This is a genomic window from Ensifer sp. B1-9 (genome assembly GCF_050474445.1).
Classification (GTDB): Bacteria; Pseudomonadota; Alphaproteobacteria; order Rhizobiales; family Rhizobiaceae; genus Ensifer.
The window spans coordinates 26,493-47,075 of record NZ_JBCHVG010000031.1 but is presented as its reverse complement, the minus strand read 5'-3'; the positions used below and the strand labels follow the sequence as shown (position 1 = coordinate 47,075).

Annotated in this window: 17 protein-coding genes and 4 pseudogenes; 12 read left to right on the top strand and 9 right to left on the bottom strand. The window is 59.3% G+C overall.

The window, feature by feature from the left end; translation table 11 throughout:
• The 4 genes and pseudogenes from ACQ5BM_RS33970 to ACQ5BM_RS33955 all read left to right on the top strand — a co-directional run.
• Window positions 1-126, top strand: a pseudogene (locus ACQ5BM_RS33970) (IS481 family transposase); the annotation flags it as partial.
• 1,031 nt (window positions 127-1,157) lie between these two features.
• Window positions 1,158-2,372, top strand: coding sequence for a hypothetical protein (locus ACQ5BM_RS33965; RefSeq protein WP_429820628.1), 1,215 nt, complete (start codon window positions 1,158-1,160; stop codon window positions 2,370-2,372).
• Between the two features lie 124 nt (window positions 2,373-2,496).
• A complete protein-coding gene (locus tag ACQ5BM_RS33960; RefSeq protein WP_429820626.1) occupies window positions 2,497-4,188 on the top strand; it encodes a type I secretion system permease/ATPase in 1,692 nt (563 codons plus the stop codon).
• A 1-nt stretch (window position 4,189) separates the two neighbouring features.
• Complete coding sequence (locus ACQ5BM_RS33955; RefSeq protein ID WP_429820624.1) at window positions 4,190-5,725, top strand: HlyD family type I secretion periplasmic adaptor subunit; 1,536 nt, start codon at window positions 4,190-4,192, stop codon at window positions 5,723-5,725.
• A 491-nt stretch (window positions 5,726-6,216) separates the two neighbouring features.
• Here the strand turns inward: ACQ5BM_RS33955 and fic are convergent, their stop codons facing one another.
• Window positions 6,217-7,314: a protein adenylyltransferase Fic gene (fic, locus tag ACQ5BM_RS33950; protein WP_429820622.1), complete on the bottom strand. Its 1,098-nt coding sequence runs from the start codon at window positions 7,312-7,314 to the stop codon at window positions 6,217-6,219.
• Between the two features lie 216 nt (window positions 7,315-7,530).
• On the opposite strand from fic, the gene ACQ5BM_RS33945 reads away from it, so the two are divergent.
• Window positions 7,531-7,689 (top strand): hypothetical protein, encoded by a 159-nt coding sequence (locus tag ACQ5BM_RS33945; RefSeq protein ID WP_429820620.1) that lies wholly within the window; start codon window positions 7,531-7,533, stop codon window positions 7,687-7,689.
• Window positions 7,690-8,084: 395 nt separating this feature from the next.
• On the opposite strand, the gene ACQ5BM_RS33940 is transcribed toward ACQ5BM_RS33945, so the two are convergent.
• On the bottom strand, window positions 8,085-8,495 hold the full coding sequence (locus ACQ5BM_RS33940) for a type II toxin-antitoxin system VapC family toxin (RefSeq protein WP_429820618.1): 411 nt from the start codon (window positions 8,493-8,495) through the stop codon (window positions 8,085-8,087).
• Window positions 8,492-8,725: an AbrB/MazE/SpoVT family DNA-binding domain-containing protein gene (locus ACQ5BM_RS33935; RefSeq protein WP_173519751.1), complete on the bottom strand. Its 234-nt coding sequence runs from the start codon at window positions 8,723-8,725 to the stop codon at window positions 8,492-8,494. Before ACQ5BM_RS33935 ends, ACQ5BM_RS33940 begins: the two co-directional genes overlap by 4 nt.
• Before the next feature lie 438 nt (window positions 8,726-9,163).
• Here ACQ5BM_RS33935 and ACQ5BM_RS33930 point away from each other — a divergent pair, with 438 nt between their 5' ends.
• From ACQ5BM_RS33930 to ACQ5BM_RS33920, 3 genes are all read left to right on the top strand, one after another.
• On the top strand, window positions 9,164-10,126 hold the full coding sequence (locus ACQ5BM_RS33930) for an AraC family transcriptional regulator N-terminal domain-containing protein (RefSeq protein ID WP_429820615.1): 963 nt from the start codon (window positions 9,164-9,166) through the stop codon (window positions 10,124-10,126).
• A gap of 214 nt (window positions 10,127-10,340) precedes the next feature.
• Complete coding sequence (locus ACQ5BM_RS33925) at window positions 10,341-10,799, top strand: (2Fe-2S)-binding protein (protein WP_429820613.1); 459 nt, start codon at window positions 10,341-10,343, stop codon at window positions 10,797-10,799.
• A 4-nt stretch (window positions 10,800-10,803) separates the two neighbouring features.
• The gene (locus tag ACQ5BM_RS33920; RefSeq protein WP_429820611.1) at window positions 10,804-13,020 is read left to right on the top strand and encodes a molybdopterin cofactor-binding domain-containing protein; all 2,217 of its coding nucleotides are present in this window, start codon (window positions 10,804-10,806) and stop codon (window positions 13,018-13,020) included.
• 359 nt (window positions 13,021-13,379) lie between these two features.
• On the opposite strand, the gene ACQ5BM_RS33915 is transcribed toward ACQ5BM_RS33920, so the two are convergent.
• Window positions 13,380-14,045, bottom strand: coding sequence for a DUF433 domain-containing protein (locus ACQ5BM_RS33915; RefSeq protein WP_429820609.1), 666 nt, complete (start codon window positions 14,043-14,045; stop codon window positions 13,380-13,382).
• Window positions 14,046-14,269: 224 nt separating this feature from the next.
• Here ACQ5BM_RS33915 and ACQ5BM_RS33910 point away from each other — a divergent pair, with 224 nt between their 5' ends.
• Both ACQ5BM_RS33910 and ACQ5BM_RS33905 read left to right on the top strand, forming a co-directional pair.
• On the top strand, window positions 14,270-14,545 hold the full coding sequence (locus ACQ5BM_RS33910) for a type II toxin-antitoxin system ParD family antitoxin (protein ID WP_429820636.1): 276 nt from the start codon (window positions 14,270-14,272) through the stop codon (window positions 14,543-14,545).
• Entirely contained in the window at window positions 14,542-14,871 is a 330-nt protein-coding gene (locus ACQ5BM_RS33905) for a type II toxin-antitoxin system RelE/ParE family toxin (protein WP_429820607.1), read from the top strand. Before ACQ5BM_RS33910 ends, ACQ5BM_RS33905 begins: the two co-directional genes overlap by 4 nt.
• Window positions 14,872-15,001: 130 nt before the next feature.
• On the opposite strand, the pseudogene ACQ5BM_RS33900 reads toward ACQ5BM_RS33905, so the two are convergent.
• Both ACQ5BM_RS33900 and ACQ5BM_RS33895 read right to left on the bottom strand, forming a co-directional pair.
• Window positions 15,002-16,459, bottom strand: a pseudogene (locus tag ACQ5BM_RS33900) (hypothetical protein); the annotation flags it as partial.
• Window positions 16,460-16,635: 176 nt separating this feature from the next.
• Window positions 16,636-16,845, bottom strand: a pseudogene (locus ACQ5BM_RS33895) (ATP-binding protein); the annotation flags it as partial.
• Between ACQ5BM_RS33895 and ACQ5BM_RS33890 the strand changes: the two are divergent.
• A pseudogene (locus ACQ5BM_RS33890) lies at window positions 16,842-16,954 on the top strand (IS1595 family transposase); the annotation flags it as partial. The pseudogenes ACQ5BM_RS33895 and ACQ5BM_RS33890 overlap by 4 nt on opposite strands.
• Window positions 16,955-17,123: 169 nt before the next feature.
• Here the strand turns inward: ACQ5BM_RS33890 and ACQ5BM_RS33885 are convergent.
• The 3 genes from ACQ5BM_RS33885 to ACQ5BM_RS33875 all read right to left on the bottom strand — a co-directional run bounded on the left by ACQ5BM_RS33885 (window position 17,124) and on the right by ACQ5BM_RS33875 (window position 19,023).
• Window positions 17,124-17,456 carry a type II toxin-antitoxin system RelE/ParE family toxin gene (locus tag ACQ5BM_RS33885; RefSeq protein WP_429820604.1) on the bottom strand — a complete coding sequence of 111 codons (333 nt, stop codon included), beginning with the start codon at window positions 17,454-17,456 and terminating at the stop codon, window positions 17,124-17,126.
• Window positions 17,456-17,731: a type II toxin-antitoxin system Phd/YefM family antitoxin gene (locus ACQ5BM_RS33880; RefSeq protein WP_429820602.1), complete on the bottom strand. Its 276-nt coding sequence runs from the start codon at window positions 17,729-17,731 to the stop codon at window positions 17,456-17,458. Before ACQ5BM_RS33880 ends, ACQ5BM_RS33885 begins: the two co-directional genes overlap by 1 nt.
• A 308-nt stretch (window positions 17,732-18,039) precedes the next feature.
• Entirely contained in the window at window positions 18,040-19,023 is a 984-nt protein-coding gene (locus ACQ5BM_RS33875) for a GlxA family transcriptional regulator (RefSeq protein ID WP_429820599.1), read from the bottom strand.
• A gap of 343 nt (window positions 19,024-19,366) precedes the next feature.
• Here ACQ5BM_RS33875 and ACQ5BM_RS33870 point away from each other — a divergent pair, with 343 nt between their 5' ends.
• On the top strand, window positions 19,367-20,581 hold the full coding sequence (locus ACQ5BM_RS33870; protein WP_429820634.1) for a M24 family metallopeptidase: 1,215 nt from the start codon (window positions 19,367-19,369) through the stop codon (window positions 20,579-20,581).
• Window positions 20,582-20,583 lie beyond the last annotated feature (2 nt).

Below are 20,583 nucleotides of genomic sequence, written 5' to 3'. Positions count from 1 at the left end.
TTCGGCCGTAGGCTCAAGACCCTCAAGGGCCTCACGCCCTACGAGTTCATCTGCAAAGCATGGGCTTCACAACCCCAACGTTTCACCCTCAATCCGCTCCAGCAAATGCCGGGACTAAACATCTAGTACACCGACGTCAGATATTGGTAACAAAATGCGGGATCTTCGCGCAAATGCTTGCTATCGCACCGCGTTATTGAGTGAGATCCGCCTGACGCAAAGCCCGCCAGGGTTGACATTCTCTCGATGTCGCTTTGCCGCATTGGCCGCATACCCCGTCACCTGATTGTAGCAAACCGTTGCACAATGGATCGTTGTCGCTTGGCATTTAACGGGATTCTTCCTCAATTTCTGTGGTTAACAGAGTGTTAGCGCCACGACCGCTATCTGCGGCGATGCGAGCGCATGAACTGCCCCCACTCTCGACCGGACAGATCGGCATAAGCAGAAAGGCTCAAGCACAGGCTTGAGGACATGTGTGGACGCCTCCGGGCGCGCAGGCAGTGTCTCGTCCAAAAACGATATGGCTGAAGGGGCCAAGCACCATCGGGCGTACGTTGCCCCGCGCCCGACCGCTTTTCCCGTGAGCCCTGTCTGTCGAGACCATACGATTGCGAGCCGGCCGAGCCAGGTTATCGATGCTCTGTTGTGAATACGCTTTGAAATTTGAAATAAATTCGAAACACCCAAGAATGGTCAATGGCGCCGCTCCTGGTGCGTGTTACTTCGCCGATATGCAAAACGTCGGAGACTCAATCAAAATCTGCTGAGAAAATACGATCCGCTAGAGAGCGCAGCCCCCTCCATCTCGGGGAGGATGATCTATGCTGGGTTGAATTCCTTGCTCCGGATTGGCGCACTTGTCATCTTCTGCCGCGGTAGGCAGCGGTCATTACGCTATCGTGCGCTTGTGTCGGACACCCGTTAACTGTGATGGTTAGCCATTTGTTAAAAAAGGGATCTGAGCCAAGTGACAGTAGTCCGAATCCATGGCAATAGGCTTTGTGTGGAGTTGCTAAATAAGGATCGTCAATATCATCTGTAAGCTGCATAAGCAGATCTCGATTGAATAGGCGAAATTGGCAATCCGATACGGCACGTGAGCAGCGTTAAGCGACGTTCGCGTAGAGATTTAGAGGAAATGGGGGCCTTCAACATTGTCGACTTTTGATTACGCACACGAACTCAGTACGCCGGTTAACTCTAGCCAGTCTATTCAGGGCACGCTGTCTTCGAAATACACCACCTGGGCACAGAACCAGGTTCACGACGCCGCAGATGCGATCGCCTATCAGTGGTTTCAGGCGCATGGGGACCTCGACGCGGCCATTGCGATCCGTGACGCGCTGCAGGGCGGGCAGTTTTCTGTCGAGGACCTTTTCCTGTCCGCAAACGGTAAGTCCAGCCTCGGTTCCAACTTGGCAGGCGATCCGCATCCAAAGCTCGTGGTTGCCGGACAGGTCATCGACCTCACCTCTTTCTTCAGCGGCACGCATGTGACGGAGTGGACGTCGGGCAACGCTAAAAACGTGCAGTACCACGCCCGCGAATATTACACGGACTTCCATGCGGACAACGCGCCGGCCAACTGGGATCACCCGGTAACAGAGAACCATCAGCCCACGGCCACAGCGATCCATGTGGACGTGACTGAGACGCTGTCGGTCTATGATACCGCCCATCAGATCACCAACCTCGCCCCCGATGTCGAGACCGTCCAACTCATCAACGGCGTCGCCAACGATGTGGACGGAGATGTGCTGCACGTCGTTGACGGTAGCGTGAGCTTGGACGGCGGCGGAAACCTGCCCTCCTATATCACGGTGGTTGGGGATACGATCGAGATCGATAAGAACAGCCGTGCGCTCGACGAGCTCCTGAATGGTGGCGTCAAGGAGATCAAGCTCTCCTACCAGATTACCGACGGCCATACCGATCCGATCACCAACACGGTAACGATCGACATTACCGGCACGGCAGATCAATATCACGTGCTTGGCGAAGGCTCCGTTTCCGCTACTCATTACCGCTCAGATTCGACCACCGGCGGCGGAAATATCAATGGAAACGTCCTGTCCTTCGCCAATCCGCTTCCGAGTGACGCCTTCGATTTCCACTTCGGTGGAACGGTGACGGCGCAGGCGTCTGGTCTGGGTGACGGGCAAAAGGCCGGCGTGGCGGACGGCGATCCACTTGATTGGGGCACCAAAATAAATCTGACTTCGAGCCACACATCGGAGACGGTCAACCTGACCTCGACGGCGTTGGACGACCACCAGGTGAACTACAACGTGACCTTTACCCAGGCCGATTCCGCCGACTCGGTAAAAGTGACGCTCGATTATCAATACGATTACTGGCACTTGGCCTGAGCGAGGTCTTCAGCGGGCTTTGACAAGGGGCGCGTCTGCGCCCCTTGTTGCAAGTCCCGAAAATCAGCCAGCGGGGGCGGCCTGGGCCGGGCGAAGCGTGAGCGTCAAACCAAAATCCGAGGAATTGAACGCGGCCTTTTCGGCCTGCCGGCGCTATTTCGCAACGGCGGCGCTGTTCAGCCTTGCCATCAACATCCTGTATCTGGCCTCGCCGCTCTACATGCTGCAGGTCTACGACCGGGTCATCAATAGCGGCAGCGAAGTCACGCTGGCGATGCTGACGCTGGTTCTGCTTGTGGCGCTGGGCGCGCTTGCTTCACTCGACATGGTGCGCGCGCGCATTTTGTCGCGCGCCGGGGTTCGCCTGGACAGCCTGCTGGCGGGGCGCATTGTCGGCGCCACCTTCGACGGCATATTGCGGCGCGGGCGCGCAGCGCATCCGCCGCTGCGCGATTTCGACACCTTCCGGCAGTTCGTTACCGGGCCGGGCATCCACGCCCTGTTCGATCTTCCCTGGGCGCCGATCTACATCTTCGTCATCTTTCTGCTTCACCCATATCTGGGTGCCTTTGCCCTGTGCTGCGCTCTCATCCTGGTCGGCATGACGGTTGCCAACGAATGGCTGGTGCGCCAACCAATGGTCGATGCCAACGAGGCTGCCTCGCGCAGCTACAATTTCACCGAAGCCAGCCTGCGCAACGCGGAGGTAATCCAGGCCATGGGCATGTTGCCCGGCCTTCTCGTGCGTTGGCGGCGCGATCGCAACAGGATGATTGATCGCCAGCAGCTCGCCAGCGACCGCTCTGCGGCAGCGTCGGGTCTGATACGGTTCCTGCGGTTGACGATGCAGTCCCTCATTTTGGGCGTCGGCGCCTATCTGGTCATCGAGCGCATGGCAACCAGCGGCGCGATGTTCGCGGCCTCCATCATGCTGGGGCGTGCCTTGCAGCCGGTGGAACAGATGGTCGGCTCCTGGCGCAACCTCGTGGCGGCGCGCAGCGCCTATGAGCGCATCAAGCTCATGCTCCTCGACAACCCGGTGCAGGAACAGAATTTGAGCCTGCCGCGCCCGGAAGGGCATCTGGCGCTGGAAGCGGTGGGTTTCGCGTTGCCGGGCAACGGCAAGCCCATCCTGCGTGGCATCAGCTTCGGCATCGGCGCCGGCGAGGTGCTGGGTATCGTCGGCCCCTCGGGCGCTGGCAAGTCGACACTGGCCCGCCTCGTCATCGGGGTCACGGCGCCCTCCGCAGGCGTTGTCCGATTGGACGGCGCCGACGTTTCCGTTTGGCCGCGCGCCACGCTCGGCCGCTATCTCGGCTATCTTCCGCAGGATATCGAACTGTTCGCCGACACGGTTGCCGCCAACATCAGCCGCTTCCGCCGCGAGGGGGACATGCGCGTGATCGAAGCCGCCAAGCTGGCCGGCGTGCATGACATCATCCTGCGCCTACCGAAGGGCTACGATACCAATCTGGGGGAGGGTGGAGCTGTGCTTTCCGGGGGTGTGCGCCAGCGCATTGCCCTGGCGCGGGCCGTTTACGGCGATCCTAGCCTCGTCCTTCTCGATGAGCCGAGTTCGAACCTGGACGCGGACGGCGACGCCGCACTTCTTGCCTGCATCGCGGAGTTGAAGCGGCGCGGGACGACCGTTGTCATGGTTACCCACCGCCCCAATACCTTGTCGGTGGTGGACACACTGCTGGTGCTGAAAGACGGCATGGTGGAGGCCATGGGGCCGCGGCAGGAGGTGATGGCCCGGCTGGTGCGCCCGACCGTGCCCAATGCCTTGCAGGACGGCAACAGGCGGGGGGCATGAAGTGACGCCGACCAATATGAGCAATTTGAAGTCGCTTCTGGAACGCCTTGACAGCCGGCTGCGGCCGGCTGTGGTGGATTGCGTGCCTGCAGCGCCTGTGCAGGAGATGGCGGAGCAAGCCGGAGTGGACCGGGCGATAGCGGTGGTGCGGGCGGCCACTTCGCTGCCGGATACTCACCGCAAGAGCGTCCCGCAAATGGACCCCGGCGTGGTGGGCGACGACGGCCAAGACGGGAACGAACCGCCGCCGTCCGACTCCATCCGCCAGTTGTCGCTGTTCGGCTGGGCCGTCATCTTCCTGTTCTTCGGTGTGCTTGGTGGCTGGGCCCTATTCGCTCCGCTGCGTGGCGCGGTGGTGGCCAACGGCGTCGTTAAGGTGGAGGGGAACCGAAAGAGCGTCCAGCATCTGGACGGTGGCATCGTCAAGAGACTCTCGGTGAAGGAAGGCGACCACGTCAAGGCGGGCGACCTTCTGTTAGCGCTGGACGATAGCCAGGCGCGCGCCGAGTTCAAGGTGCTGCTGCAACAGCTCTACGCGCTGCGGGCCGCCAGTGCGCGCCTTAAGGCGGAACTGGCGCGCGCTTCCAGCCTTGTCATGCCCGCGGATCTGAAGGCCGCGCAGAATAAGGACGCGCAAGTCACCGATATCTGGAACGGCCAAGTGCAGCAGTTCGAAAGCCGGCAGGCGGCGCTGGAAGGGCAGCGCAGCGTCCTGCGGGCGCGGATCGCGCAATATGAAGCCCAGATCGACGGCAGCGAGGCGCAGGTCAACGCCTTGCGGGCGCAGCTGCAATCCGTTCGCGAGGAGCTGAAAAGCATCGACCCGCTCGTCAAGAAGGGATTGACCTCGAAGCCCCGCCAGCTCCAACTCGAACGCACCGGCGCCCAGCTCGAAGGCGAGGTGGCGGATATGATTTCCGCGACGGCAAAAGCGCGTCAGGCTATTGCCGAGCAAAATCAGCAGATCGCGCAACTGGACAACGAACGGCTTTCCGACGCTTCGAAGGAGTTGGAAGCCGCACAGGCCAAGGAGCTCGAAGTCTTGTCGCGCCTGGACAATGCCAGGGCCGTGTTTGCGCGAACCGAAATCCGGGCGCCCTATTCTGGGCAGGTGGTCGGGCTGACTGTGTTTTCGGTCGGCGGCGTGATCATGCGCGGAGAGAAGATCCTGGATCTGGTACCAGACCGGGATTCGCTGGTGATCGACGCACAGATCGCGGTTGACGAAATCAGCGATGTTCATCCCGATATGCTGGCCGAGGTTCACCTGACGGCATACAAGCAGCGCATAACGCCCATGGTGCAGGGCCGCGTCGTCAACGTTTCGGCCGACAGGCTGGTGGATAACCGAACAAACGCGCCATACTATGTGGCCGAGATCAGAATAGACCAGAACCAGCTTGCCGAACTTCCGCAGGTGAAACTGTATCCGGGCATGCCGGCGAATGTCATCATCCCGACTGTCGAGCGCACTGCGTTCGAATATATCGTCGGCCCGTTGACCATGACGTTCAACAAGGCGTTCAGGCAGAAATAGGTTTCAGGCTAGGGGCGCGCTCTGGACCACAAGCGTCAATGATGGTGGGGTCAAATCTAATGCCGTTGACGCGTGTCTACAAATGGCTTGCCGTTTCCGATCCGGCAAACGCAAATGCCCCTCCTCTTAGGCGGTAAGAGGAAGGGCCGGCGTCTGAGCGTTCCACTTCACAGACATTTCATCTGTGGCTGAAGTAACCAAGATATCAACCCCTTCACGAAATAATTAGCCAGCACAGGGTTTTGGGGACAGGTTTGGCTACTGATACACCAATGAAAGGTGAGGGCGTCGCATGGAGCGTGGTATGGTGGGCCCGGGCCGATAAGATCGCACAATGTATCGACTGGAGCGCATGGGCAGATCAAACCGCTCTCTTACGTCTCGTCGCATCCAGTTGCGTCGACCGCGCAGCTGCAGGCGGAGCTTTACGCCAGCGAGTACCACGATAACGAGACCTGAAGGCGCATGGTGCCCACCTTCTGGGACTAGGATCAAACGTCATTGAGACCGTTTCCGGTAAGCAGCTCGAGCAGCCGAGGATTGATGTAGAGGTTTTCACGACCAGATTTGACCTCTGCGAGAATATCGGCATCGACCAGCGCTTTTAGGTAGACTGCGGCGGCTTGCCGTTTTGCGATGCCTGCCGATACAACGTCTGAGATCCGGCAATAAGGGTTGACGAAAATGACTTCCGCGAGCTCGCGGGAATAGATTTTTGGCAATTCGCGACGCATCCGAGCGCCCGTATCGTCGAGAAGATCGCGGATCGCATGGATTTTTCTGTTTGACCATTCCGCAGTTTCGCGGATGCCGGCGAGCATGTAGAGGATCCAGTCCTCCCAGGCACCTTCCGTCGTCACCCGCTGGAGATGGTCGTAGTAAGCTCGCTTGTTACCGATAATATACCGGCTCAGATAAAGCACGGGAATGTTGAGCAACCCCTTGTCAACGAGATAGAGGAGATTGAGAACGCGGCCTGTTCTTCCATTGCCATCGGTGAAGGGGTGGATCGCTTCAAACTGGTAGTGCATGACTGCAAGCCGGATCAGCGGATCGATGTCTTCGGCCTCATGGATGTAGCGTTCCCAATTTGACAGCTTGCCCCTTAATAGATCGCGACCTTCAGGAGGCGTGTAGATGACCTTTCCCGTCGCCTCGTTGTAGAGCGCGGTCCCCGGGGTGGCGCGTATGTCGAGGTCAATACCCTTTATTGTCCGGCAGATTTCGATCGCCATTGCTGTTGAAACTGGTCGCTCTTTGAGCAGTTGGAAGCCTTGGTGCAGCGCGGTGCGGTAGCGTAGAGCTTCCTTTGTTGCAGGGTCCGGCGAATGCCCCACATCTCCAGCAAAGCGGAACATTCGGTCGGTCGTCGTAACGATGTTTTCGATCTCTGAGCTCGCCTGTGCTTCCAACAAAGGGATGGAGTTGATCAGCACAGACTGATTTGGAATGAGTTCTCCGGATACTTTGAGTTCTGCCAGCGCTGCGCGCGCTGTAATGCACGCTTTGAGAACTGCCTTCGTCTCAAGGTCCTGGTTGGGTGGTAGTGTTGGCAGATCGTTGTAGGGGCAGTCAGGCCGAAACGGCATTCTAGTTTCCTTGCTCCGGTCGAAACTGTGTCCGGATATGTCGCTGGCGGCGACATGTTGCATAAACGTGTCGATGGAATCGGATTTTATCGACATATGCCGTTTGATCAATCGAGAACTTGACCGCCCTTAATACGGTCCCGTAGTAGATTTCGCACCTTCCTCGAGAACTCATCGAGCGTCGCTCCAACGCGGTTCACCTGCCAGAGCGCGGGCGTGAGGTCGGGAACATACCTGGTCACGCATACTCTTTACCGTACGCTTGCGCAGGACAAGACCTGCATCCACCGCCATTCGGGCCCGCTCGCCAAGATCGTGCTTGAGGTCATGGATCGTGGCGGCGCCGGCGTTCGCTTCTCCAAACCGAAAGACTAACCTAATGACAGGGCGAGCCAGCAGGTACTCGTCTTTCAATAAATCTAGCGTGCACCGTGAATGCTGGTCGCCGGCGCCTCAGATAGGCGGCGCGTCGCATGCACCGCATGAGCCGCATGATTAGTATAGTGCCTGGGCGAGCCTTCCAGGTGCCGGACGACGGTCGCGACGGGTGAGCAGCGCGGCTACCGAAGCATTGGACTGACTCGAGGAGCTCCAGGCGTTCATCGCCTCACGTCTGGAGCTGTTCCCGGGATGTTCACGGTCTAGGCCATGCAGATCGCATAATGTATCGAGTGGAACCAAGGCGCCCGCCACCGCATGCCAGCGTCGTCCAATACGAGAGCGCAAGCGGAGTGGGTGCCCGGTGCGACCGTCGTCTCAATCAGCTGCGATTAGGTCGGCAAATCCGGCGCAATCAATGTCAATGTCGGGAAATAGGTTCGATAGCGACCAACATCACGCGTGAGCAACGGCAACCCGCTGACGGCTGCATGCGCACCGATGAAGAAGTCTGGGAGAACGCCGGTTCTCGTTCCCCCTGCTTTGCGGTATCGCGTGAAAACCTTGCTTGCTAGAAAGAGAGCCGCCCGCGGGACTGGCGCGAGTTCTAACCCGGCTTGATCAAGGAGCGCGTCGACTTCTTCGATCCGATCGTAGCGAACGGCCAGTTCTGCATAGACAATATCGTTGATCCATAGTGTCCCCCCAAGACTTGCGTTTTCGAGTTGCGCTATGGACCAATCGGCCCATGTCGGATCATCGGTTACGATGTCGAGAAGAACATTCGTGTCTACGAATATCACGGTTCGCCACGCGTGAGGGCCATGATCGCGTCAGTATCCAGCCCTTTGCCGGCGTGCCCCCGCAGTTGTGCGAAGCGGCTGGGTTGCTGTTTCTTAGCGGCATGGACGAGCACTATGCTTCCATCCGGTGCGCGACGGAAATCAACCTTGCTCCCAGGCACTATACCCAAGAGGTCGCGCACTGGTTTGGGGATCGTAATCTGCCCCTTCGCTGTAACAGTCGTCGTCATTGTCGAACCGATGTAAGGATTGATTTTTCGAAGGTATTACTTCGCGGCTCGGTTTTCAAGAGAATTGGATGACGAACAATCGCCAGGAAGCGCTCCGGCGCCAAAGTTAGATATTCGCGCAGGATCCAAAGATGCCGACCAGGCGATTCCGCGACCGCGATCTTAGCGCTTTTGCCGGCCGCGCTCAGACAGCCCAGCAGGCCAGTAATTGCAATTGGCGGATTCGGCAGGGAGGTGGCAAAAAGGCCTTGATGCGTTCACCAGCCAGCGGTTTCAATAAAGCGCCCCATGCGCCCACAATTGTCGCTGCTGACCGTAGCCTTCCCGTCAATTGCTGCTTCGCCGCGCGCTCCGGCGTTCTGGTTGCCTATTCCTGTCGAGGTCAAAATAATATGATAAGACGCCAATTTGATGAGCCGGTCGGAGGGACGCGAGGGCATGGCAACGAGCGAGACGATTATGCAGCAACGCGACCTGCGCGAGGAAACCGCGCCCCTTCGGGCGCGGATTCTCGGCATGCTCTCGCAACTGCCATGGGACGGCGTTCGCTATGGCCACCTTGTTCCGGGACTTTCGCTCTATCGCATCATCGAGCCAGCCGGCCCGTTTTCCAGCGTCTCCGAACCAAGCGTGGCGCTCATCATCAAGGGAAGCAAGCGTATCCATGTCGGAAACGAAATGCTCGTTTACGATGAATCCTGCTTCTTCATGACCGCCATCGGCCTGCCGATGACCGGCCAGATCTGCGAGGCGAGCGAGAGTGAGCCCTATGTGGCAGCCACGCTGCGCCTCGATCTCGAAAAGCTGCGTCGAATCATCTCCGATTACGACATACAGCCGCCGGATGCACCCGAACGCGATCTCGGCGTCGCGGTTGGCGCTGCCACACCGGAACTGTTCGACGCCTTATTGCGACTGATTTCGCTCGCGAACAGGCCAGCGGACATCCCGTTCCTGGCCAGTCAAATCCAGAGTGAGATCCTCTATCGGCTGCTGACCGGCGAGCAAGGCGCGCGGCTGCGGCGTTTCGCGCTCGCTGGCACGAACAGTAACCGGGTGGCGAAGGCCGTCGCGTGGCTGAAACAAAACTATGCGCGGCCGCTTCGTGTCGAAGAACTCGCGGAGATTGCGAACATGGGGATGTCCACGTTGCACCACCATTTCCGCGCGATGACAGCCATGAGCCCGCTGCAGTTCCAAAAGCACCTGCGGCTGCATCATGCGCGGGAACTGATGCTTTCGGAATCTCTCGACGCCGCAACCGCCGCGCTGCGCGTCGGCTACGAAAGCCAGACACAGTTCAACAGGGAATATCGGCGCGCCTTCGGTCATCCGCCGCTCCGAGACATCAAGGCAATCCTCAGCGCCAGCGACTCGAAAAGACGCGACTCCGTCGGTTGACGTGCTGCCGAGCATAAGTGGAGCGCCCGTTGGTGCGCTTGCGCATCTTTTGTCATGATCACAATTTCGTCAGGCCAAGAGGAATGGGCAATAATCTGACAGGATCGAACCTACCAGCGTGCAGGATGGTCTTCTAAGCTGCAGCCGTGGTCTGGCGAATGGGGTTTCCGGATAAGTATCCCGAGACCACGCGCCCGAACGCGAGGAGAGCATCATGGCAATTGTAACGATCAACGGCGTCGAACACACGGTCGAGGCCGAGGCGGATATGCCGCTTCTTTGGGTGATCCGCGATCTGGTTGGACTAACAGGGACGAAGTTCGGCTGTGGCATGGCGCAGTGCGGTGCCTGCACGGTCTATGTCGACGGTTCGCCGGTTCGGTCTTGTCAGACCTTGGTCGGTGACATCGAAGGCGCAAAGGTCACGACCATCGAGGGCCTCACGGGAAAGGTCGCGGAAACGGTTCAGGCAGTCTGGGCCGATCTCGACGTCCCGCAGTGCGGCTACTGCCAGTCGGGGCAGATCATGTCGGCGACAGACCTCCTGGCGAACAATCCGAAGCCGAGCGATGAGGACATCGACACGGCCATGTCGGGCAATCTCTGTCGTTGCGCCACCTATCACCGAATCCGAGCCGGCATTCACGAAGCCGCTAAGCGTCTGGAGGGTTGAAGCCATGCTGCCCAAACTCATGCAATCGGTTTTCCTTCCGGCCGCGAAAGCGCAGGCATCGCGGCGACAGTTCCTCATTGGTGCCCTTGCTGCAGGTACTGGCATAGCCGTCGGCTTTCGCCTTCTGTCCGCGTCCCCGGCGGTAGCGGGCGAGGCAGCGACGACCGGCGCTTCACATGCCTTTTCCCCCTACGTCACGATCGACGGCGACGGAAAAGTGACCGTCCTTTCGTCACAGTTTGAGATGGGCCAGGGCTCTTATAACGGCATTGCCACACTGGTGGCGGAAGAACTCGATGCCGACTGGTCCACGATCGAAGTGAAGGGGGCCGCCGGCGACGTGAAGGCCTATGGCAACCTCGCCTTTGGCGGCGCCTTCCAGGGCACCGGCGGATCCACGTCGATGGCGTCCTCGTGGGAGCGCTATCGCAAGGCGGGTGCCGCGGCCCGCTCCATGCTGGTCGCCGCCGCTGCCTCCGAATGGGGTGTTTCCGCGGCAGAGATCACCGTCGAGAACGGCACTCTTGCCCATCCATCCGGCAAGAGCGGCGGCTTCGGCGTCTTCGCCGCAAAGGCGGCGACAATGCCGGTGCCCACGGACGTGGCACTCAAGCAGCCGAGCGACTGGAAGCTGATCGGCAATGCCGGGCTGAAGCGTTTCGACAGCGCCCGCAAGGCAAACGGGACGGAGCAGTACACGATCGACATCAAGCTTCCCGGCATGTTGACCGCCGTGATGATCCATCCGCCGCTGTTCGGCGCCAAGGCAAAGTCCTTCGACGCCTCAGCCGCGCGCGCCGTCAAGGGAGTGGTCGACGTCGTCGAAACGCCTCGGGGCATTGCCGTCGTCGGTGAAAACATGTGGGCGGCAATCAAAGGCCGCGAGGCGGTCACCGCCAATTGGGACGAAACGGCGGCGGAGAAGCGCGGCACGGCTGAGCTGATGTCTGCGTATAGGGACCTTGCGAAGAAGACGCCGGCCGCGCTTGCGCGCAACGAGGGCGACGTCGAAACAGCCTTCGCGGGCGCAACGAAGGTAATCGAGGCAAATTTCGAGTTCCCTTATCTCGCGCATGCCGCCATGGAACCGCTGAATGCGGTGGCGCGCATGAACGAGGACGGCACGCTCGAGATTTGGGGTGGGCATCAGTTCCCGGACGTATACCAGATGCTTGCCGGACAAGTGGCTGGGATTGGCCCCGAAAAGGTACGGCTCAACGTCATGAAGACTGGCGGCAGCTTTGGCCGGCGGGCCGTGTTCGACGGAGACGTCGTCGTCGAGGCGGTGCATGTGGCCAAGGCCCTCGGCTTCCGAGCGCCGGTAAAGGTGCAATGGACTCGGGAGGATGACATGCGGGCCGGTCGCTATCGACCCGCCTATGTGCATAGTCTCAAGGCTGGCATCGATGCGGACGGAAAGCTCGTTGCGTGGAGCGACCACATCGTCGGCCAATCCATCATGGCGAAGACTGCATTCGACGGAATGGTCAAGAATGGCGTTGACCCGACCTCGGTCGAAGGGGCCAACAATCTGCCTTATGCCATTCCGAACCAAACGGTGGGCTTGACCACAACTGAGGTCGGCGTTCCGGTTCTATGGTGGCGCTCCGTCGGCTCAACCCACACCGCCTTCGCAGCCGAAACCTTCTTGGATGAGGTCGCCGAGACGGCGGGACGAGATCCGATAGAATTTCGTCTTTCGATGCTTGAGCCGCAGTCCCGTCACGCGACCGTCCTCAAGCTGGCGGCGGAAAAGGCGGAATGGCAGAAGCCCTTGCCCGAGGGGCGCTTCCGAGGGGTTGCCATCGCCGAGAGCTTCGGCTCCGTTGTGGCCGAGATCGCCGAGGTCTCGACTGACGGCAATGGCCAGATCCAGGTCAAGCGGGTCGTAGCCGCTGTCGATTGCGGTCTGGCGATCAATCCGGACCAGGTCCGCGCCCAGGTGGAGGGCGGAATCGGCTTTGGGCTGGGTGCGATACTCGGCGAGGAGATCACGCTGACGGACGGCAAGGTCGACCAAAGCAATTTCGACCTTTACACGCCCCTAAGGATCGATGCGATGCCAAAGGTCGAAGTTCACATCGTCGCCTCCGCCAATCCGCCCTCCGGCATCGGCGAGCCCGGCGTTCCGCCCATCGGCCCCGCAGTCGCCAACGCCGCCTACAGGGCGCTCGGCAAGCGGATCCGCGTCATGCCATTCGTGAGATCGCTCAACACGTGATCTCGCATGCCCGGCCGGCCGCATGGCCGGTTAGGCATGAGGCCAGACCTTCGGCGGTTTCAGCGCCTGCTCCCCGAAAGCAGTCCGCCGGCTAACGCTCCACAGGGGTCATTCCAACAAGCCAAGTTCAAGCGACGCCTTACAGAATCCAGCTGAAATGGGGAATTGGAACAACAGGTCGTTGGTTCGACCCCCTTCAAGGCAAGGATAGGATCGACATCCCCGGTAAGATTCCAGGCTCTTCGAACGGTTGCGTGACGGTGGTGATTCCGCCAAGCGTCCAAGGGCCTCGAGACACCCATGGAGCGTTACTTGAGAGAGGTTCGGTCGGTCCCGCCAGAGGTCCAGCCTCAGAAACTTCATCCCGTCTTCCTACGGCGGGAGACGCGACGATCCGTGACGATGACCGAGCCTTCGGGAATGTCGCCGGAGACGCGGGGCCGGCCGCGCAAGGGGTTTGCTTCCGCATAGATTGAGGCGAGCCTTATCTTTTCCGCGTCCAGGTTAGGCCAGGCTTCCATGATGCGCTCAACCGAATGACCAGCAGCTACGGATGCGGCAATATCGTAGACCGGTACGCGGGTGCCGCGGATAACAGGCGTACCGCCCGGTATGTCGGGCGAGGCTGTGACGATCTCTCGCGCTGCGACAAGGTCATCCAGCCGTTCGCTAGCACCTCTCATAAAGGGCATAAGATCGATCGTCAGAAAGTCGTGATGCACGGTCCAGTCCTGGCGCAACAGGGCCGCCCAGGAGAGGGGGCGCGCTTTTGCCAGTCGGGCCTCTGCTGTGCGAATGGCAAACAATCGCTCTTCCGACGTGAGGCGGCGCGCGCTCTCAAAATAGAAGGCGATGAGTGAACAGGCCGCCGCCAGGACGTGACGGCCATTGTCGAGCGAGACGAAGGCGTCTGGCAGAATGTGCTCGTCGATGACGCGATTGATGTCGCGCAGGCTCACGCGTGAGACGACGGCAGCCTCGCTCGCCTTCAGCATTTCTGCAACTGCTGCCATGTGAGCCTCCATATTAAGTCTTCCGATGTGTCGGAATATATAGCTGGCGAACGATGATATCAAAGCCTTATGATCTCTGAGTCTCCCAAAGACGAGAGCCGGCCTTGACGGCGGCCGTTCCGCTCCTGTTTTGTGCTTGGAAAGTCGCATAATGTATCGTCGGGAACCTGCGTCATTGCCATGCTGCGGATTCGGCATTGCGGCGCGGTTTCGTGGTTGAAGGGAAGCGAGCGGTCTTGCCAATTTTTGCCAAGGCCGGTATGGTCACTTGCATGAGCACAATGAACATTTCCCTGCCGGACCATCTTAAGAGCTTCGTCGATGAGCAAGTCGCCGGACGAGGTTATGGGACAAGTAGTGAGTATATTCGGGAGTTGATACGTCGAGATCAGGATCGTCTCGCGTTACGCAGGCTGTTACTTGACGGAGCCTCATCCGCACCAACTGAGCCGGTCAACGCGGAGTATTTCACCAGTCTGCGCGATCGAGTTCGTGGTCAGCACAGCAAGTGAATAATAAGACTATTATCCCGCGGCAGTTGGCGCGCAGCGACGTCGAGGCGGCCATTGACTATTATGCACGCGAAGCAGGAACCGAGGTCGCCCTCGGATTTATTGACGCACTTCAAGCGGCGTACGCTTTGATCGCAAGCCATCCGGAGGCCGGATCGTTGCGGTATGCATACGAATTGGGATTGCCTGACCTGCGGAGCGTCTCTTTGAAGGGATATCCCTATCTCGTTTTCTATCGCGACCAGCCACATCATGTCGATGTGTGGCGCGTGCTACATGCCAAGCAAGACATTCCGCAATGGATGCTGGAGCCGAACAATCACTGACCGCTTGGACATTCCCGCCGAAGCTATTGGTGGCCCGTGGTTCTGAGATTTGGGTGAAGGTTGTGGAGGCAGAGTTCGTGGGCAACGTCCTTCTAAGACAGCATCTCGATACCGTGTTTCCGGACGATCGAGATGCTTCCCATACCTGATTCAAAATCCTGGCAGCAAGCGCCGCCTTGTCCTGCGGGAAGAAGCGGCCGTAGTGATTGGCGACCATCTCCGGTGTGTGCTGGATGGCGTAGCTTGCTTGCTCGTAAGACCCGGTTTGCTTCAGGATATGAGTGGCAAGGACGTCTCGGACGTTATGCGGATCATGCGGAAGCAAGCCCTTGATGGCGCCGCGACCGGTGTACGGGTTGTAGATGCCATAGCGTTGGATCGCGGTCCGCCAAGCCTCGTAGAAGGTCGTCTGGTCGTAAGACGCATCCTTGGTCTTGGTTTTGACCGTCTTCACGAAAAGGGTGCCCGGATCTTCGCCGCCAGCAAGTAGCACGGCGCGATGACGCTCGATATACGCGTTCAGATGGGGATAGAGGTCCTGCAGGTTCGGAAGCACCGGACGGAAAAGCTTCGAACCGAAAAATGACGAGTTCGCATTCTTGAAGGCGTTAGAGGGGATCAGAACTTCCCAACCGCCATCGCGGTCGCTCCAGCGGATCTCACCACGCTTCATGTCTTCAAGACGACGCTCCGACGTCGGAAAATGTCCCCGAGGGCAAACAAGTAGTTGCCTGAGGTTCTTCTGGCGCAGTCCGAGATGGAGGCCAAGGCGCAGCATGAGGAAGGATCGAACGGATTCCGCCGCCGACCGCGGATAGCGATCCTCGTCCGGCATGCGCCGTATGATTTCGTCGGTGATCTTGCGATACTCGGCGAGCGGACTGTCAGCCTCGAGCACGCACATGATTGGCTCGAAAGGGTCGCGGTGAATGCGCGCGACCCGCTGGATCTCTCTCGAACGTTGCGACGCATGCTTGAAGACGATGTCGCACGACACATGCCAGTCCTTTTGCGCCGCAGCGATCTCGGCAGATGTCACCAGGCCGGGGATTGGTCTCGTGTTCTGGACGAGCTCCGGATGCTGCCACATCCAACCCGTTTCGGGCCGGACCATGCCAAGAAGTATGCTCAACATGTCTTCTTCCCATTTGGTGTAGAAGCCACGGCGCTTCTCTCGCCAATGCAGGTACCAATCCCAGATTCCGGGGAAGACAAGCAGACCAAAGGTCAGCTGGCTGAGCGGCACACCATAGCCTTTGACCGCGCTCTTTGGTGAAGCTGCCAAGGCGCCGAACATGAGGCCCAGATGCTCAATCTTCTGTGCTGCCGTCTCCTCTCCCCAGACGCCATTACGCTGGAACCCGAGCGTCGTCAGGGTCGCGGTCTTGAAGCGTACGAGATTAACCATCTCCATAGCGAGCCGGGGAGGGGCATCGACCACGCCAGCAAGCAGATCCGGATCTTCGATCGCCGCATGATCGGGTTCTCCACCCCACTCCGGATCGTTCGATGCAAGCCGCGGCGAAAGCGAGCTTCCATAAGGGATGCCAGGAAAGCGAATGGCATATCGCTGTCGGATCGCCGCTGCCAAGCGCTAACGGGAGGCCACAGGTTATGGCAGTCACATAGACGCTGTTGTCTGTGCCGAAGAAATGATCGATGGCCTTCGGCTAGGTTTGGTGGGCCCGACCGGACTCGAACTGCAACCAGTCGGTTATGAGCCGGCGGCTATTACCATTGAGCCGCAGGCCCCACCAGAAAGGTTTCATAGCGCCGAGACACGAGTTGGAAGAACAGGTGAGCGGCGTTGGCCTCAAAGGGAAGATAGCCTAGTTCGTCGATAATCAGCAGCTTCGGCCGCGACAGGATCGTTAGCTGCCTGTCGAATGTGCCGTCGCTGTGGGCCTCGGCCAGCATTGCCACCAGCGTCGCCGCCGTGACGAACTGCACGTTGTAATTCTGCCGGATCTCTTCCGCCGGCGCTGCAATTGCTGCAAATCTTTCGCGCCGCGACCGGCCGTCAACTGCGCAGAAGTCCGGACGGTGGCATCAACGCAAATCAGCAGTCGCTGTCTTTGGTTGATAAGGGCCATGTATCGTCAGGAACGAACCAATCGAACAAAGCCACCGACAAGGTGTTCCCCGCACTTTAAAGGCTCGGTTAAGCAGGCGATTGACGGACTGGATAACGGAAGTCAGACCGGCGGTCCGCCAGCTATTGTCTGCGATCGGGTGGTCTTGAGGAATTGTTTTCACCTTGTTGCTCGAAACAAGCGCCTTTCAAGCAATGACTGCATGTCTCGGCGTCCGTCGGCGACGCAGTAAATGATCACGTCCGATCCGAGGATGCGGTAGATCATTCGCCATGGTTTGTGATGTAGCTCGCGATATTCGGTGATTCCGATGGGTGCAAGTTCCTTTGGTACGTTCTCTCGAGCTGGCAGGTCTTTTAGGCTGGAGGCGGCGGCCTCGAGTTCGCCAAGTATCCGCTCGGCCGTCTCGACTCCGTCGCGGCCGGCAATGAAACTGTAGAGATCCTCAATATCTTGTTCCGCGTCTTCGGAGAGTAAAACGGTGTAAGGCATCAGGAGCGGGCAACGCGTTGCCGGATCCGCTTGAATGCTTCCGATGCGCGATCGACCTTGCCCGCTTCGACTTGCTTGTTGGTAAGCGCCAGCACCTTTAACAAAGCGATGGTCTCTTGGGTTTCCTCGTACACGGTAACGTCTTGGAGCACGGCTCTTGCTTCGCCGTGCACCGTAAGTACCACAGGCTCGCGATTTTCAGCCAGCGAACGAACGACCTCGGGCGCATGCGCCTTGAGATAGCTAATGGGTCTTACCTGCTGCGAGAGCTTCATGCATCGATCTCCAATTTGACCAAAATATAGACCTTTAAATGGTCGAAGGTAATCTCAGGCTGAGCTACCACCCAGCAACTGCCGCGCGACGATCGCGATACTCCTGCGCGTGTAAGTTAAAAAGCTCGTGCGCTAGCGCGGGTAGGGAGCTATCTGCCGCAATGCGCTCGAACAGATAACGCATCATCTGAAATTGTTGATCGACCGGCATTTGGTTTTCCAACCCTCGCGCAAGGGAGTGGACGGCCCGCGAACTCACCGACCTTCCAAAACCCGGCGAACTACGTCATTCGTTACTACTCCTTGGCTCACATCGACTGCTGTGCTCTGAGCCGACTCGGTGTTTGTCCGAAGGTCTTGGCAAACATCCTGGAGAAATGCCCCGCGCTCTCGAAGCCGACTTCGAGGGCGATTTCAATGAGCGGGGCATCGGTCTGGGTGAGAAGGTGCTTGGCGCGTTCCAGCCGGAACTTCCTGTAGACATGCGCCGGCGACATCTTCGCCTTTTCCATGAACAGGCGCTCGAGTTGCCGCCGCGACAGGCCGACGGAGGCCGCCAGCTCCGGGATCGAGATCGTGTTCTCGGTATTCTGCTCCATGATGATGAGGGCAGCGTTCAGGCGGGGATCGTTGCTCTCGATCGCGAGCGGCTTTCTCGGTTGCACATGAAGATGCGAGCGGGCCTTGTCGATCTGCAGGACTTCCAGCGCATTGCGCTCTGCCTCCCTGCTGATGTGGAGGCGCACGATATGGGCTGCCATGTCGGCTGCGCTGCTGCCGCCGGCGCAGGACCCGCGGGTGCGGTCGAGATTGAAGAGGCGGTCCGAGCGAACCTTCAGATCCGGGAAGCGCTCGCGGAACGCCTGATAGTGGAGCCAGCTGACGCAAACGACGTGCCCCGCCATCAGTCCTGCTTCCGCTAGTATGAAGGTTCCGGTGCACAGGCCGATCAAAGGAACCTTCTTCGCGGCTGCCTTCTTGAGGAAAGCGATCGTCTCGTCGTCGATCGGATGTTCGTTCTTGAGAAGGCCGCCGACCATCACGATGTAGTCGAACTGGCCGGGGTCGACGAGGCCAGACGTCGGCGCCACCTGAACCCCGCAACTGGATGCGATCAGATGGCGGGTGTTGCCGAGGACCTGCCAGTCGGCACGCACGCGGCCCGATTTGTCGAGCTCGTCGCTGGCCAGCCGAAGCGTGTCGATGAAGAGAGCGAAGGCCGAGAGCGTGAACGACCGCGCCAGTACGAAGCCGATCTTGAGACGGTTCGTCGCCGCTGCGTTGGATCTCATGGTCGTCGTCATAGCAAACCTATCTCGCCGCGCACGTGTTCACCGGCGTGCGCGAGCAGCGCATCGCGGTGGAGAAACGTCCAAAGCAGACGGTTCTTGCCTCCGTGTCGCCGGCGGTCCGCGCCGTGAAGCGACACAGGCATACACCTGCGTCGATTGGGACGGAAGTTACGAACACAAATGCGGGTATTAGCGGTGCGCATGCGAACCTCACTCAGATCTCTTATGGCCGCATTGGAACTTCTAATTTTGCTGCGACCGAGAACGTTCTTACCCTGCGCTTGTCAAACAGTGCGGCTGGCCGCCGGGAAGGAGATTTCACATGAACATGTATGCACGAGGGATGCCGAACCAGCTTCTGCGGCTGCAGGAGATGCACAATGGCGAAAAGGTGAAGCCGACATTCTCGGTGGGCGAAATGGAGCGGCGGCAGAACGCCATGCGCCGGATTCTTGAGGAGCTGAAGGTCGACGCGGCAATACTCACCTCCTACCACAACATCTGCTACTTCTCCGATTTCCTTTACTGCTCCTTCGGTCGTCGCTACGCTTTTGTCATCACACCGGAAAAGGCGACGTCGATTTCTGCGGGCATCGATGCAGGACAGCCGTGGCGCCGCACCTTTGGCGACAACATCACCTACACTGATTGGCAGCGTGACAACTTCTTTCATGCGCTGCAAACGCTGTTGCCGAAGGTTTCCCGCATCGGCATTGAGTTCGATCAGGTGAACCTCGATCTGCGCCGGCTTTTGGAGGATGCGTTTCCGCGCGTTGAGTTTGTCGATATCGGTGCGCCGACCATGTGGCTGCGCACGATCAAGTCTGCCGAAGAGATCGCCCTGATAAAGGAGGGGGCGGCAACAGCCGATATCGGCGGGGAGGCCGTGGCGCAGGCGGTCCGCGAAAATATTCCGGAATATGAAGTGGCGCTTGCCGGCACGCAGGCGATGGTACGCCATATCGCCAACCGTTTCCCCCATGCCGAGCTCATGGATACCTGGGTCTGGTTCCAGTCTGGCATCAACACCGATGGTGCCCACAATCCGGTCACGTCGCGCCGCGTTCAAAAGGGGGACATACTCTCGCTCAACTGCTTCCCGATGATCTCGGGCTATTACACGGCGCTAGAGCGCACGCTCTTCCTCGACCATGCCAGCGACGAGCACCTGCGCATATGGGAGATCAACTGCGCCGTGCATCGCCGCGGTCTCGAACTATTGAAGCCCGGCGCGCGCTGCGGTGACGTGGCGACAGAGCTCAATGAGATCTACCGCGAGCATGGCCTGCTCGGTTACCGTTCCTTCGGCTATGGCCACTCGTTCGGGGTGCTCTCGCACTATTACGGCCGCGAAGCGGGCGTCGAGCTGCGCGAGGACATCAACACCGTGCTTCAGCCTGGCATGGTCGTTTCCATGGAGCCAATGCTGACCATTCCCGACGGCATGCCGGGTGCAGGCGGCTACCGCGAGCACGACATCCTGGTGATGACGGAGACCGGCAGCGAGAACATTACCGGCTTCCCCTTCGGTCCGCAGCATAATATTCTTCCCGCCTGACC

Excerpts from the sequence above, each read along its gene's own strand:
- fic (WP_429820622.1), bottom strand. The coding sequence starts at position 7,314 with ATGCCGTTTCGGCCTGACTGCCCCTACAACGATCTGCCAACACTACCA.
- ACQ5BM_RS33925 (WP_429820613.1), top strand. The coding sequence starts at position 10,341 with ATGGCAATTGTAACGATCAACGGCGTCGAACACACGGTCGAGGCCGAG.
- ACQ5BM_RS33885 (WP_429820604.1), bottom strand. The coding sequence starts at position 17,456 with ATGCCTTACACCGTTTTACTCTCCGAAGACGCGGAACAAGATATTGAG.
- ACQ5BM_RS33930 (WP_429820615.1), top strand. The coding sequence starts at position 9,164 with ATGGCAACGAGCGAGACGATTATGCAGCAACGCGACCTGCGCGAGGAA.
- ACQ5BM_RS33935 (WP_173519751.1), bottom strand. The coding sequence starts at position 8,725 with ATGACGACGACTGTTACAGCGAAGGGGCAGATTACGATCCCCAAACCA.
- ACQ5BM_RS33875 (WP_429820599.1), bottom strand. The coding sequence starts at position 19,023 with ATGAGATCCAACGCAGCGGCGACGAACCGTCTCAAGATCGGCTTCGTA.
- ACQ5BM_RS33915 (WP_429820609.1), bottom strand. The coding sequence starts at position 14,045 with ATGGAGGCTCACATGGCAGCAGTTGCAGAAATGCTGAAGGCGAGCGAG.
- ACQ5BM_RS33880 (WP_429820602.1), bottom strand. The coding sequence starts at position 17,731 with ATGAAGCTCTCGCAGCAGGTAAGACCCATTAGCTATCTCAAGGCGCAT.
- ACQ5BM_RS33920 (WP_429820611.1), top strand. The coding sequence starts at position 10,804 with ATGCTGCCCAAACTCATGCAATCGGTTTTCCTTCCGGCCGCGAAAGCG.
- ACQ5BM_RS33870 (WP_429820634.1), top strand. The coding sequence starts at position 19,367 with ATGCCGAACCAGCTTCTGCGGCTGCAGGAGATGCACAATGGCGAAAAG.